At 35.9% G+C, this 14,704-nt stretch carries 13 protein-coding genes; 7 read left to right on the top strand and 6 right to left on the bottom strand.

The features are described 5' to 3' along the window. Positions 1-32: 32 nt before the first annotated feature. The 6 genes from CG11_RS19580 to CG11_RS19555 all read right to left on the bottom strand — a co-directional run bounded on the left by CG11_RS19580 (position 33) and on the right by CG11_RS19555 (position 5,753). The gene (locus CG11_RS19580; protein ID WP_052598533.1) at positions 33-1,001 is read right to left on the bottom strand and encodes a succinylglutamate desuccinylase/aspartoacylase family protein; all 969 of its coding nucleotides are present in this window, start codon (positions 999-1,001) and stop codon (positions 33-35) included. Between the two features lie 102 nt (positions 1,002-1,103). Further along, positions 1,104-2,117, bottom strand: a complete 1,014-nt coding sequence (locus CG11_RS19575; RefSeq protein WP_052598532.1) for a RimK family alpha-L-glutamate ligase — start codon at positions 2,115-2,117, stop codon at positions 1,104-1,106. Beyond that, the gene (locus CG11_RS19570; RefSeq protein ID WP_052598531.1) at positions 2,104-3,564 is read right to left on the bottom strand and encodes a hypothetical protein; all 1,461 of its coding nucleotides are present in this window, start codon (positions 3,562-3,564) and stop codon (positions 2,104-2,106) included. Before CG11_RS19570 ends, CG11_RS19575 begins: the two co-directional genes overlap by 14 nt. A 64-nt stretch (positions 3,565-3,628) precedes the next feature. Beyond that, positions 3,629-4,492, bottom strand: a complete 864-nt coding sequence (locus CG11_RS19565; RefSeq protein ID WP_052598530.1) for a mechanosensitive ion channel domain-containing protein — start codon at positions 4,490-4,492, stop codon at positions 3,629-3,631. Positions 4,493-4,652: 160 nt separating this feature from the next. After that, positions 4,653-5,141, bottom strand: coding sequence for a hypothetical protein (locus tag CG11_RS19560; RefSeq protein ID WP_052598529.1), 489 nt, complete (start codon positions 5,139-5,141; stop codon positions 4,653-4,655). 123 nt (positions 5,142-5,264) lie between these two features. Continuing rightward, a complete protein-coding gene (locus tag CG11_RS19555) occupies positions 5,265-5,753 on the bottom strand; it encodes a PepSY-like domain-containing protein (RefSeq protein ID WP_052598528.1) in 489 nt (162 codons plus the stop codon). A 680-nt stretch (positions 5,754-6,433) separates the two neighbouring features. On the opposite strand from CG11_RS19555, the gene CG11_RS19550 reads away from it, so the two are divergent. The 7 genes from CG11_RS19550 to CG11_RS19520 all read left to right on the top strand — a co-directional run bounded on the left by CG11_RS19550 (position 6,434) and on the right by CG11_RS19520 (position 14,429). Beyond that, on the top strand, positions 6,434-8,248 hold the full coding sequence (locus CG11_RS19550; RefSeq protein WP_052598527.1) for an ABC transporter ATP-binding protein: 1,815 nt from the start codon (positions 6,434-6,436) through the stop codon (positions 8,246-8,248). 99 nt (positions 8,249-8,347) lie between these two features. Continuing rightward, entirely contained in the window at positions 8,348-10,147 is a 1,800-nt protein-coding gene (locus CG11_RS19545; protein WP_052598526.1) for a hypothetical protein, read from the top strand. 81 nt (positions 10,148-10,228) lie between these two features. Beyond that, positions 10,229-11,020, top strand: a complete 792-nt coding sequence (locus CG11_RS19540) for a J domain-containing protein (RefSeq protein WP_197043888.1) — start codon at positions 10,229-10,231, stop codon at positions 11,018-11,020. Between the two features lie 37 nt (positions 11,021-11,057). Next, complete coding sequence (locus CG11_RS19535; protein WP_052598524.1) at positions 11,058-11,417, top strand: hypothetical protein; 360 nt, start codon at positions 11,058-11,060, stop codon at positions 11,415-11,417. A gap of 16 nt (positions 11,418-11,433) precedes the next feature. Further along, positions 11,434-13,395 carry a DNA mismatch repair endonuclease MutL gene (gene mutL, locus CG11_RS19530; RefSeq protein ID WP_052598523.1) on the top strand — a complete coding sequence of 654 codons (1,962 nt, stop codon included), beginning with the start codon at positions 11,434-11,436 and terminating at the stop codon, positions 13,393-13,395. Positions 13,396-13,489: 94 nt separating this feature from the next. Further along, on the top strand, positions 13,490-13,984 hold the full coding sequence (locus CG11_RS19525) for a hypothetical protein (protein ID WP_052598522.1): 495 nt from the start codon (positions 13,490-13,492) through the stop codon (positions 13,982-13,984). Positions 13,985-14,012: 28 nt separating this feature from the next. Beyond that, entirely contained in the window at positions 14,013-14,429 is a 417-nt protein-coding gene (locus CG11_RS19520; RefSeq protein WP_052598521.1) for a hypothetical protein, read from the top strand. The last annotated feature ends 275 nt before the right edge of the window (positions 14,430-14,704 follow it).

The raw sequence follows: 14,704 nt of genomic DNA, 5'->3' as shown, positions 1-14,704 counted from the left end.
CACTTAACTGGGTTATTTGTTTCTTTTTGAGATTATGTATTTTTCCTAACGATGCCCAAGTGTAAAATACGTCCTCCAGTTTGATTCACAGGACTAACACTTTTTCCGATTACAACACCATCTTCTGGCGCAAAATACTCTTTTACCAAATTGCCAAACACATCTCGCATCGAAGCAATCAATGTTCCCTCCTCTACTCTTTCCATCAAATCTACATGCACTTGCAGCAAGCCCCCTATATCAGTATAAATCCAATAAGATCGCTGACATACTACAGTTGGAATTTCAGGCATTATTGCTTCGTCGTCTGTCATTTCTAAATAAGACAACACATTGTGTACTCCAATAATTCCAGACTTAATCATCTTACGTTGAAACGTATTGGGATTCCCCACTTCCAGTGTAATAGCAGGAATATCAATTTCATCTGCTGCCCCTCTCAATGTACCATCTGAAGGAGGATTATGCACAATCAACTGCGCTCCTTGAAGCATCGCTAATTTTCTAGTAACAGGATGTTTCATATCTGCTCTAACATAGTAAGAGTTGATTCGCCCTAAACTAGCAGTGTGCAAATCCAACAAATAATCGAAATGCTTGACTAGCTTATGAAAGAAACGGTAAGCATATACTTGACTCACGTTTCCATCTGCTTTGCCTGGCATAATATGATTGAGATCGACTCCATCATTAAAACGCCTTTTTTTGCGTACAAATGAAGGAATATTAACAACAGGAACTCCCACTATTGTTCCTTTTAAATCCTCTACCTCTATTTCTGAAAACAAACGCTGAATCACAGGAATGCCATTCAATTCATTGCCATGAACGGCTGCTGTGAGTCCTAAGATCGGAAAATCTTGACTACCTCTTGCTACCATAATCGGCACACGCATAGGATTGTTCATGCCATCCGTAATTAAATCGACCCAATAGTGTCGAATAGATTTAGGGGGGGTATCAGACAAATTAAATTGCTGAATTACCTTAGGTTCTTCCATTAACTATAAATTCTTAATTTAGTAAAATTAATACGCTGTAGATTACTTCATGAGCACTTTGCTTTTAGTTAGCTGCGCTGCTACTGCGTGTTTGCAACGAACTTAAGCCCTAGGTTGTTGACTATTGACATAAGCTATTATATTATTAATTGCCTTTTTAACGACAGGAGTTCCTGTTTGCTCTGCTGCTTGTGGGAAACCGCCTATACTCAACGTATTTACTTCCGACAAGATCCGTTTTCCATCATCTCCCACCAAGGTATCTGCACCAAACATTACAATTCCCTCTTTTAATAGCGTAGGAGTTATTTGTTCAATAATTTCCACTTCTTCTGGGCTAACAGTAGAAGGCACCGAAGTTCCTCCCTGTGCAACATTACACAACCAAGAATCTGGTGCAGGCAAGCGCAAAGAACTCGCTAGAATCTCACCATTTACAACCAAAATGCGCTTGTCACCTTCCGATACATTCTTCAAGAATTTCATTGCCAAATATCCATTGGTTTCCAATTCTTGTTTGATTTCCATCAAATACTCTTTGATAGGTTGAGGACGACCATCTCCTGCAAAAACATAATGGTCTTGCACTTTTACCACCCCTTTTCCTCCATATTCTCGCAATGGCTTCAGCACAATAGGATATTTGGAAGCAAAGTTGAGCACATCTATGACAGATCGGCAAAACTTCATTGGCGGGCATACCGATGGGAAGTTCAATAAAAACTCCTTGGTACTTGTTTTGACAATACCTTTGGGGTTATTGACAAATACTTGCTTTGGTGCTATGCTTACCAAATGCTCCAAAAACTCATCCGTAGCAGGTCTTGGCAAGCGCATAAAAACAACATCGACCGATTGAATGTCTATTGTCGTAGTGTCCTCTAAGAACTGAGCTCCATCGCTTTGAAAAGCAAAAGAAGAAGTCGCCAGAGTAGCTTCTACTTCAGACGATGTTCTGTCTTCAAAAAAACACTTATTTTTAGCATTGCCTCGACTGGCAACATATACTTGCCCTGATTCTTCATGTCTAGCAAGTTCAGCTACCAATGCATACAAAGAATTTTGATCGCTGTGCTTTGTATGTTCTGTTAACACCAAAAAATTATACTTTTTCATTTCCTTCTAATATTTCATTCAACAAAGTGGCATCGTCATTTAAAGATTTGAACAAACGCATTCTAAATTTACCTTTGCTATTATATAACTTAATACACATTTTATCAATAGCAACCATAGATAATACCGTCTGAATATAGCATTCTATCAAATCATCTAAACCTATTCCTAATTTATTAAAGTCTCGACGATCCATTAACATCAGGCGATTGGTATCACTTGACCAAACATTAGTTCCTTCTTTTACAGATAAATTGGTACCTAGCATATCCCAAGATTCAGCACCTTCTTTGAGGTGATCTACCAACGGTTTTGCTGCTCTTCGAGAGTAAACACACAAAGGGCGAATACCATCTACAGTACTGCTTGCCATCATTCGAATATCCGTGACAAAAGTTTCGCCTTTTTGATTGGGAATTGTCCCTACATGATAAAACTTTCCTTTATTGCCTGTCGAACTCCAATTATAATTCCCTATTAGACTTTGAACAATAAAACGTTCATAATCAAACTCCATTTCCATAAAAGCATCCAACTCCTCTTCACTCGTAATCGTGAAGACACCTTGCCCAGCGTTGCTATAAGGAATTTTAATAACCGCATGCCCTCCCATTTTGGTTACCCATAATGGAATTTCAGCTTTATTCACATCCCATATTGTTTCTGGAATATTAATTTGCAAACCATAAGGCTCTAATTGTGCATTGTACAAATCATAAGCTTTGGCAGCAACCATTTTGTTACGACCTCCCGCCAAACAAGCAGCAATTGGATTTAAAATCTTAGTTTTAGAATGTAACGGAAACCTTGTCCAAGGACGTTGAGTTACATAGCGAAAAACAGCTCTTAATGGATGCCAAGTACCATCTTCTGTTTGAAAATGCATTTGATCATCCTCTACTTTTATATGCTTGTTGTCTTCTCCATAGAAGTAAGGTACCAAAAAGCACTCTTCTCCCATTACATCAGAGATAACATGTCCATAACCAGATACCTCCATGAAGTTTTTATCATATAGGACAGCTAGTTTCCCCTCTACCTTTGCTTTCCCTTTTTTATTTCTAATATAAGGCTTAAATGTTCGCTCTACCAACAAACGGTACGAACCATCTTCCTTGTTATCATCCAACAATGGCATTGATTTTTGCCCTGATGGACTTGAATTATTTTCAATCACAACCATTCTTTTAAAACCATTCGCAGAAGTAGCATTAATTAAATCTGCCCCACACCACAAAAAATGCTTGCATTTGTATGTTAAAATTTCTGATAGCTTTTCTCGATTCACTTTGGGATGCAAATGGCAATAACGATTGATAATTCGCTTAGTATCTAGGTTCAAAAAAAAGCTAACCATTGGATGAATGGTCGCATTTAAAGCCTTTGGATACCAATGATTTTCTCCTTCAAAAGTGCCTGGTTGAATAACTTGGATTTTTCTGTTCATGATTGTTTTTTTTCCAAAAATGGAATTGTGTGTTCGCTAAATATATATGTCTGTCAATGTCTCTTTACAGAGAAGAATCAACTTTTTTGATAATTTGTACTACTCTCCGAATTACTTTCTTTCGAATATCTTTTTCTTTCTCTCGGTCGGGTATATCTAAAATATATTGAAACTTAAATTCTACATAGTCTTTTTTAATTCCCACTGCTTTTAGGTTGTAAGAATCACTTTGAATAATAGGGTCAAATTCGTTTAAAGTAGCAATTAAATCTGCTTCTAACTGACTCACTGTAGCAATTGCGTCTAAACTTATTTCAAACTCTATACTGGTCTTTTTTATAGCTCTTTTGGTATAATTAATAACATCCAAAGCATATACCATATTATTCGGAATAATAACCACATCATCATCGTCCGTCAACAAACTAAACATGGTAATCGACATATCTATTACCTTCCCTTTGTTGCCCCCTACCTTGATATAATCTCCAAGATTCACATCATTCGAAAAGGCAATCAGCATTCCTCCTATGACGTTGGAAATATAGTCCTTCGAAATAATAGCAATAGCGGCTGCTATGATACTCAATGAAGCAAAAAAGGCTTTCACATCAATTCCCATCAAGGCAAGCCCTGTTAGGACAGTTACCACTCCGACAACCAAAGCATGAATATTGTTCACCCCCAAAATAATATTGTCAGATCTTTCTTGAGGGATTTTCTTGCTTTTTCGATACCAAAAGAAAATAGCTCCTTTGGCAAAACTAAGTATCAAAAGAAAATAAACATAATTTAACAAAACATCCACAAAAGCAACATCTATTTCTTTTACCCATTCTATCTGATTGTTGTTTAACAGATGGATTTTGTAACGCTTAAAAATCATAATCGTTACAATGGCTAAGGCTTGTATAAATGTTTTTTTCATCTAGCTTTTGTTATTAATACTTGGCGAATTTCCTTCCAGAAGATTCAAATAATCAATGGCGTAACGCTCATGAAACAAAATGTACAAAATCAATACTACGCAGTAGGAATATAGTTCATCGACAACCACCTTAAGCATTAAATTCTATGAAATATTAATCTCACACAATAGGATAATACTCCGTACATCCATCCTCTACCATAAAGGTTGTACTTAAATATTTTCGATTCAAATAATGAATAAAATCGCGATTCATATTTTTTAACAGCTTCGTCCAACAAACGGCATAACGCTCGTAGTAAAGCCCTGCTAAATTACCCTCTAGCAAAATAGTACTAATTAATAATTGTTCCTTATTTTTTCCTTTAATTGTTATGTTCCACGTCAAATTTAAATCTCCATTCCCTAAAGGTCTACTTGTTATAACAACATCTTCTGACAGACTGTTTATAGACAAGGTCCATACAGTACGTATATCTTTGAATAATTCTGTACTAAACCGAAGTTTCAACGAATCATCTTTAGGGTTGGTCTCAACAAGGCACAAAGGATTCCATAATTTCCAGTTCCACCATTCCGTTAGCTCCCTCTTTGCTACTGAGACATCTACATAAAATTCTTTAAAGGTGCAAATTGGATAGTATTTCATTCTAAAATTCGGATTAAAAAAAATAAAAAATCGGAATAAAACAAAATTGCTTTATTCCGAAATAAGTTCATTACACGATCAGTTACTCTATATTGTTCTAATATTTACATAGCAGTAATAACATCAATCCTCATCTTCAAATATTTCAATTTCTTCTTCAAGCGCTACTTTTGATAGCAATTTGCCATTCTTATCAAACAACAATTGTAGCATTTCTTCTGAATACTCAATCTCAACTTGATACTCTACTTTGTCTGGATATGAAGCTTCTGTAATCAACAGAATGGCATAATTTTCTCCATAAATTTCGCTCAAACTAGTCGCAATAGGCGTTGGCAACTTATCTTCTTCCAACTCTTTTTGAGTTTTCAACCATTTGCCTTCTTCATTATAATAAAGTTGCAGAAAAACCAATTTCGTTTCATCGTAGAAACTGGCAATATACTGCTCTTTTTCCAATGTCCAATCGACTTGCTCAACCTTGCCATTTTTGTTAAAAGTAGCCAGCACTTTTTTAGGAACATCTACCACATCAATAGAAGTAGCCATCTGTCCATTTCCTTGCCCTACACTTAACATAAGCGTAGCAGCGACCATTACCAAGTATTTCATAGTACTTAGATTTTAAGTTTAAAATTAAAAAGAAAAAGGATAAAAGCGTTGAGGGGAGAACTGTTTCTAAAAGTTATTTTTATTAATGAATTACCAACAACTTTTACATAAAACTCAACGCATAGGATAATTAAATTAATTTAATAAAATTACACTGAACACGATCAGAATATGCCCATAAACGATAATTGTTTTCATAAAGTTGCTTTTTCGTCTACTTTTTTTTTATTTTTTTTGAACAGTATACTTACAATCATTTAAAGAGAACGAAACCAACACATAAAACAATGATAACCAAAACATTAAAACCAAACCAATTAATTCCTCATCTTACAACAACTAATACTCCGTTGATTTTTTAGTTTTCCTACGAAAAACGTAAAAAAGCATCTTGCATTAGTTTGATTATCAGTCTTTTAGTGCAAAGGTTAGCAAAAGTACATCTTACTGATAATCAAACTAATACGATTTTTCAACGGAGTAATGAACAACAAATCCACTAAGTTGATTGGGCTTTCAAAAAAGTACCGAAATAAGTACCGAATCAAAAAATCCAGACCGTATTCTCTCTAACCAACCAAAAAATAACGTTCTTTGGCTTAGTACATTCTCAAATATTCTATTTCGATAGAATAGCACCACAAATTATAGCGTATTACTTTTCTAATAAACCAAAATGAATGCAGCATTTTCTAAAGACATTACACTATCTACAATTTTATAAATCTTATGCGGCTCTAAATGTGCTTTTTAATATTCTTGCCGCCTTATTTACCATTGCTTCTTTTTTGGTTCTAAAGCCATTTTTAGACATTTTATTTGCAACAGAAGCCATAACACATAGTGCTGTAACGGAACAAGGTTTTATTGCTGGCTGGAAACAGTATTTTAATACTAGTTTGAATCAGTACATCATTGAAAACGGCAAAGAAGCGGGATTGATTTTAGTTTCTGCTATTGTAGTGGGTACTTTTTTGTTCAAAAATTTATTTCGATACTTGGCACTGTACGTCATGACACCGGTTCGATATGGCATTGAAAAAAGAATTCGAAAAGCGGTTTTTGAAAAACTCTTGTACTTGCCACTTTCCTATTTTTCAGAAGAACGCAAAGGGGACTTAATGTCAAGGATAACCATTGATGTGCAGGAAATTCAATGGTCTGTCTTGCAATCTGTAGAAACAGTTGTTCGTTCTCCCATCATGATTATAGGCTCTTTGCTTGTCATGCTTTATATTAGCCCCTTATTAACTGGATTTTCATTTATTTTAATCTTATTTGTGGGTTTGATTATAGGAGGGATTGCTCGGACATTAAAACGAAAATCTACTGCTGCCCAAGAATCTCAAGGTCGTTTACTTTCTATTTTGGACGAGGCACTAGGAGGACTTAGAATTGTGCGTGCTTTTAACGCAGAAAGGTATCAAGAAAATAACTTTGAAACAGAAAATCATCATTATGAACAAACGATGGTACGCATTATGCGCCGCAAAGATTTATCCTCTCCCCTAACTGAATTTTTAGGCGTTTCGGTTGTTGTCGTACTTTTAATGTTTGGCGGTTCTCTAGTTTTTCAAGGTACCTTTGAAGCCTCTACATTTGTGGTGTTTATTAGTATGTTTTACAATATTATTGATCCTGCAAAATCATTTTCTAGTGCCTATTATGCCATTCAAAAAGGAAGCGCAGCAATTGAGCGTATCAACGACATTTTGAACGCGCCTATTGGTATTGATGATTTGCCCAATGCTCAAAACATACAAAATTTCTCCAAAGAAATCAGCTTTAAAAATGTCCATTTTCAGTACAACCAAGAGCGAACAATCCTACACGATATTAACTTAACTATTCCCAAAGGCAGCTCGATTGCCTTAGTTGGAGCTTCTGGCGCTGGAAAATCAACCTTAATTGACTTAATTCCTCGTTTTTATGATTTAACAGAAGGTGAAATTTTGTTGGATGGTATTAATATCAAAAACTACCAACTCAAAGCGCTTCGAGGATTGATGAGTATGGTTTCTCAAGAAGCAATTCTTTTTAATGATACCATTTATAATAATATTGTATTTGGCTTAGAAAATGTTCGAAAAGAAGAAGTTGAAGCGGCTGCCAAAATTGCCAATGCCCACGAGTTTATTGTTCAAATGGAACAAGGGTATCAAACCTCTATTGGAGATCGAGGCAATAAACTAAGTGGAGGACAACGACAGCGCATTACGATTGCAAGGGCCATTCTCAGAAATCCACCAATCCTCATTTTAGACGAAGCAACATCTGCCCTAGATTCTGCTTCCGAACGATTGGTTCAAGAAGCATTGCTTCGAGTGATGCAAAATCGAACTTCGATTGTCATTGCACATCGCCTTTCGACCATCCAACATGTAGACAAAATTGTGGTGTTGCAAGAAGGAAAAATTGTTGAACAGGGCACTCATCAGGAATTGTTGGCAGCCAAAGGCATTTATCAACGGTTGGTGCAACTGCAAATGATGTAGTTCTTATTCCCAAAAGCACCAAAAACGATCATAAATACATCTTTATTAATAACATTTTAGAGAACGACACTCATCTTAATCATAATAAAATCCATACTCATGAAACCATATTTAATATTCTGCCTACTGACGATTGCATTTATAGCTTGTAACTCTGATGACTCCAATACCGATTCTAAGGTTGCCATTGATATAAATGCCTTCACAGAAAAAATAAAATACCACCCTGGCGACCCTTTTATAGAAACATTCAAAAAAAGTGAATTTTTTAAGCTAAGTGGCTTGGAGGATCATGTTGTAGAAACTACCAACGGCACCATCTTGTCTATTCCCAAGGGAGCATTTCGAGACAAAAATGGACGTATCGTAGAAAAAGAAATTACCATAGAGGTAACAGATATTGCTAATTTAGAAGAGCAAATTCAGTCAAACATTAGTGGTCAGTACAAAGATGCTGTCTTAAAAAATGGGGCAACACTTTTTATCAATGCTACTGCCGATGGTGAACAACTCGCATTTAATCAAAGTAATCCCGTTTATATCGCAACTAATCGACAAACAGAACTAAAAAATCCGCTTATTTTTGAAGGAATTCGCAATCCTCAAGGAGAAATGCAATGGCTAAAGCCTACCCCACCCAAACAATATTTAATTCCTGTTGATCTGGAAGAACTTGATTTTTTACCCCCAAACTTTGCCAATACCGCACAAAAACATTTGCCTTTTCGCAATTATAAAGTAGCGACTACAGCACTTTTAGATAGCTTGTATTATAGTTTTGGTGCCATGTATCCTCATGATAGAAATTCACAGAAAAAACCAGCCTTGCCCAACACAAGTTTTAATTTTTTTCAAGATGAAGGCAGTCATGCTGACCATGGTATAGATTCCATTATAAGCTGCACAGGTATAGACCCTAGTGCCATCAAAGTGATCAAAAAAAGACAGTTTGCCAATACCTTAATTGCCACCAAAGCTTTTGAACAACGCCTGCACTACCTCCATTTGGCTAGAGAACAAGCTGCCTTGGATATTTATATCAACCACCTAGATTGGGATATGGCACGTTGTGACGAAAAAGTTGCTCAATTACTAGGCAGCAATTCTGATTATCAGATGCAATTCAAAGCCTTTGCTAGAGAAAACTTGGGCAATATAAAAGACTTGCCTCCTTCTGTTAAGAATTTAGGTAATTATTATAGCCAACAGCTCAAAAAAACAAGAACACAATTAGTTGAACTCAAAAAAGCATTGGATAAAGAGCTTGAAAAGAAAGCTAAGGCTGCAAAAAAAATACGAACAGACTATCAAAAAGTTTTACAAAAACGAGCAACTTACCGTTTGAATAAATTTGGTTTCAAGCTAGATAAAATGGGTTGGATCACTGTAGCCGAAACTCTAAAGCCTTTGGATAAGTTTGATTTAGAAATTCGTGTTACCAATGGCAAACAATACGATCGAGTACACGTTTATAGTGTCGATCCCAATATCAGTAGTATTTTTGCCTTCAAAAGTGCCGATAAAGAATTATTTAAAGAGGGCTATCGTGGTGACCCTTTTCTGCTCTATAAAAAAATGCAAACCGCACAGGCTGTCGTTGTTGCCTATCAGGGAAAAGAGGCTTTTCATGACCAAACTAATTTTAAAGTCACCCCCACCATTCGAGTACGCCTAAATCCTCAACCGATAACGGCACAAGCCTTGAACCAAACGTTACAAAAAATGGAATCAAACCATACGAAGTTTAACAAGATTCGTGTAGACTTAGAATATCAAGCTGCTTTTTATGCCGAAGAGCTTAGAAGAAAACAACTAAGGGATGATTTGGCATTCATTGGTCGATTGGCTAGCATTGCCTTGCCTTGTGGTATCCCGCCAGAACAACCGACAACGAATTAAGCTTAGATTAAATTTTTCTTTTGAGTAGTTTTACTTAAAAAACCACTTCCTTCTTCCCTTAAAAAAATGTATATTTGTTCTGTGAAAGACTATTATTACATATTAGGCATCTCCAAAAACGCTACCCTATCCGAAATTCAACGAGCTTATCAAAAACTATCGCTCAAATTTCATCCTAAAGAAAACGGTAACGATCCCTTTTTTGTCATGCATTATGGCAAAATTAAAGAAGCCTATGAAGTATTGAGTGATGATCACAAACGATTTAGGTATGACAAAGCTTTGAGCAAAGAATTGGATGCAGAAGTCAATGAAATATTAGCGGGACCTGCCCCTGTCATTGCTTCTTTTTTTGCTTCCAAAAAATCGGTCCGAAAAAACGACTTGTTAACCATTTCTTGGGAAGTTTTAAATGCCGAGTTGGTTGAAATTAATTTAATTGGGCAGGTTGCTTCGAATGGTACTCAAACCATTCGACTCTCTGAAATAGATGTTACGCAAGAACGATTAACATTAACACTCAAAGCTAGTAATAGCCATTCTAACAAGACAAGTACCAAAAACCTAGCCCTCAAAAACTTAGATTATTCACCTCAAAAAGCTGCCGTCAAACAACGTCAAGATGGGCTTTTGGAGACAACGAAACAACAAAAAGACAAACACACAATAGAAAAAAAGCCCCAAAAGAAAAAAACAAAAACAAAATCTCCCCGTAAACCTATTGCAACATCAACAGCTTCTACTTCCGTTGCTCAAAAACAAGCTGTCAATCGACGTGGAGAACAAGGGATTGCTTATGTTTTAATTGCGATGATGTTTTTTATAATTATCATTTTGCTATTTGCAATGCATCGTATGAATCCTATGTTTTAGATGCTTGATTGTATTATTTTGTTCAAAAAATGACCTTATGTTAAAGTTATTTAATAGTACTACAAAATTTAAACCCAGAGAATTTGGCTATAAGCCTCGTTTTTATGACGCTGACAAAGAAGCTTTAGAACGTCGTATAAAAAGTAGACAAAACCAAAATGCAGATGGCGATTTGACAAAAATGCGCATTCGCCAAGAGTTTGGAAATTATAAATATTCAGACAGCAAACACAAAAGAAAAGGCTTCACTAGTTCTTCCTCTTTTAGACTTTTGCTGATTATCATTGCTTTGTCTGTTGCTAGCTATTTTATATTAGATAGTTTATTGCCTAAGTTAATGAAACAATGGTTTCCTTTAGAAAGCCAAGAATACGAACTTTTAGAAGAGTATAATTAACCACATTAAACAATACATGGCAGATTTAATACAATTATTACCTGACCACATTGCTAATCAGATTGCAGCAGGAGAGGTTGTTCAACGCCCTGCATCTGTTGTCAAAGAATTGCTAGAAAACTCGATTGATGCAGGCGCTAAAAACATCCGTCTAATCATCAAAAATGCGGGTAAAACGCTTATTCAAGTTGTTGACGATGGAATTGGAATGTCTGAAACGGATGCCCGTATGTGTTTTGAACGTCATGCGACTTCCAAAATACGCCAAACAGAAGATTTGTTCTCTATCCGAACTAAAGGTTTCCGAGGCGAAGCAATGGCTTCGATTGCGGCGGTAGCACAAGTCGAGATGCGTACCAAACAACAACAAGAAGAGTTGGGCATACAAATTAAAATTGCAGGCTCTCGAATTGTTACTCAAGAGCCTTGTCAAACAGCAGCAGGTACGTCTATTTCTGTTAAAAATTTGTTTTTTAACGTCCCTGCTCGTCGTAACTTTTTAAAGTCTGATACGGTTGAGATGCGACATATTATCGATGAGTTTCAGCACGTGGCCTTAGCTCATCCTGATATTTTCTTTTCTTTGCATCATAACTCTGCTAAGTTATACCACCTTCCTATTTCCAATTTGCGACAACGTATTGTCGGTATTTTGGGCAACAAGGTCAATAAGAACTTAATTCCAATCCAAGAAGATACCGATATTATCAAAATCAAAGGCTATATTGGGAAACCCGATGCGGCTAAAAAAACTAGAGGGGATCAGTTTTTCTTTGTCAATAATCGATACATCAAAAGTGGTTATCTAAATCATGCTATTTTAAGTGCTTACGAGGATTTGTTGCCTGAAAAAGTCTATCCTTTGTATGTCGTTTTTTTTGAAATTGACCCTGCGAAAATTGATGTTAATGTTCATCCTACCAAACAAGAAATCAAGTTTGAAGACGAACGTTTGGTTTACAATTATTTGAGAGTTACCGCTCGCCATGCTTTGGCTCAAAACAGCATTACTCCAACCCTTGACTTTGAAGTAGAAAGTGGTATTTCGCAGCACTTAGACGATGCTAACCTAGATCTAACAGCATTAAATCTTAATTTTTCGAAAAAAGAGGCACAAGAAGGACAAACATTTAGTTCTAAAATGAGTGCCTCCAAACAGCCTTTTTCAACGCAACACAAGCGTCAAAAATCAGAAACAGAACTCTCCAATTTGCAAAATTGGGAGAAACTGTATGAAAATATCGAGAATGAGGCCCTGGAACAAGGACAAAAATTAGAACAAGAGGAACAAACACTCTTTTCTTCTGCTATTGGGGACGAGGAACGACACGAGGACAACGATAACTCGCAAGAAATGACTTTCTCTAGCAAAGCCTCTGCGACACCTCCCCCTACTAAACAAGCAGTAGATAGTGCCACAACCAAGCATTTATATCAATTGCACAATCGCTATATTGTCAGTCCTATTAAGTCTGGTTTCTTGCTGATAGACCAACATACAGCACATCAGCGCATCATGTACGAACGCTATTTATATCAATTTGAAAACAAACGAGCTACCACTCAAAAACTTCTATTTCCGCAAACTGTAGAGCTTTCGGTATCTGATGCTACCTTGCTCAAAGATTTGCTGCCACAATTAAATGAGTTGGGCTTAGATATTAAAGAGTTTGGTACCAATAGCTTTATTGTTCACGGCTTGCCTAGTGAGCTAAGCCAACAAAATGAACAAACCATTATTACCAAATTGATTGAACAGTTCAAGCAAAATATTGATCTAAAAATTGATCTTTATGATAATATTGCACGTTCTCTCGCCTATCAAGCTTCTATCAAAGCAGGTAAACCATTAGAGCCTGTTGAAATGCAACAATTAATTAATGAGTTATTTGCCTGTCAAGTTCCTTATGTTGGTCCCAATGGACATAAAACGTTTATTTCTATGGATTTGGTAGAATTAAGCAAACGTTTTGAATAACATTATTTTGTAGTTGTTTGGACAAAAAATCAAACAGCTACAAAATGCTACAATGACATACTTATTTTTTAGATACCATTTTTAATATTTTATTATGTTCCAATATTTTAAATTCCTTTTTATTTTTTGTTTTTTTATAAGTAGTTGTGCATCCGAAGTTGTCAAAAAGGAGTTTAAAAGTGCCAATGGTTTTTATTCTTTGGAATACCCAGAAACCCTTCAACAGACCTACGAAAAGAATATCTTAAATATCAACCCTGGCGACAACAGCTCTGCAATGACTGTAGCTAGTTATTACTTTGCACAAGGTGTCACAGATGAAATTATGGTCAGTACACTAAATATGTTTACTGAACGCTACGAACCAACTAGTGAACCTGTTAAGATTAGGGAAAATGTCTGGAAACAAACCTGCAAAGAAACTTCTAAAGAAGGTGAGTTTCTTTGGGAATTCTGGCTCAATCGAAAAAAAAATGTACTGGTTTTAATTTCAATCACTTACAAAGAAGCCGAAACTTCTCCCGAAATGCTGCATCAGTACCATGATATTATCAGTTCTATTAAAAATAGTGGTCAATTGAAAAAATAAGTAAGTGGGCAGAGAAAAATAGAAAAAAATGCAACGCAAAACAAAAGAAATCACCGTTACACTTCGTCCTGATAATATTGTTGAAACAAAAGTCAATGACGATATTACAGAATTAAGCTTAGAAGGCGTTCCCGAAGTCATCGCTGCAACTAATGAAGTCCATCATTCTACCAATGCCCCCAAAGCTGCGCTCATGCATATGCCTTCTTTTTATGTAAAAAAAAGTATCATAAAAGGATATGCCTCCAATCGAGATGTAGAAGTTGTTGCTGTTGCCATGTTAACCCATTCTTTTTCCTCTCAAATCATTGGTAATTTACTATTAACAATGAGAAGCCGAGTCTTAACATTGCGAAATGAAACGCCAGAACCATCAAAAGTATTCAGAGACAAAGAGGCTGCCATCAAATGGTTGTTGGAACACTTGGCTGCTAAAAAGCAGTAAAATAAGTTTTTTACAGTCTTGCTTTCTATGGTCTATAATCTCGTCATGAGACCAATACACCTCTCCTTGTCTTTCAAAAAATGTTAAAAGGTTATTTTTTTTCCTAATTTCAAGCTATTTGCACCTATCTTTTTTATCACAAAAAAATCATTCTCTAAAAACAGATCTAGCTCTGTTTATCAATGCAATAGCATAGAAAAACATTTAATTATATTGGCTTGCAATTCTTTTTTTAGTAAAATTTTGGAGGCTAGGATTATCACTAATTTGTTTTT

Source organism: Aureispira sp. CCB-QB1 (assembly GCF_000724545.1).
Taxonomy (GTDB): Bacteria; Bacteroidota; Bacteroidia; order Chitinophagales; family Saprospiraceae; genus Aureispira.
This window is presented reverse-complemented; position numbering and strand designations above follow the sequence as displayed.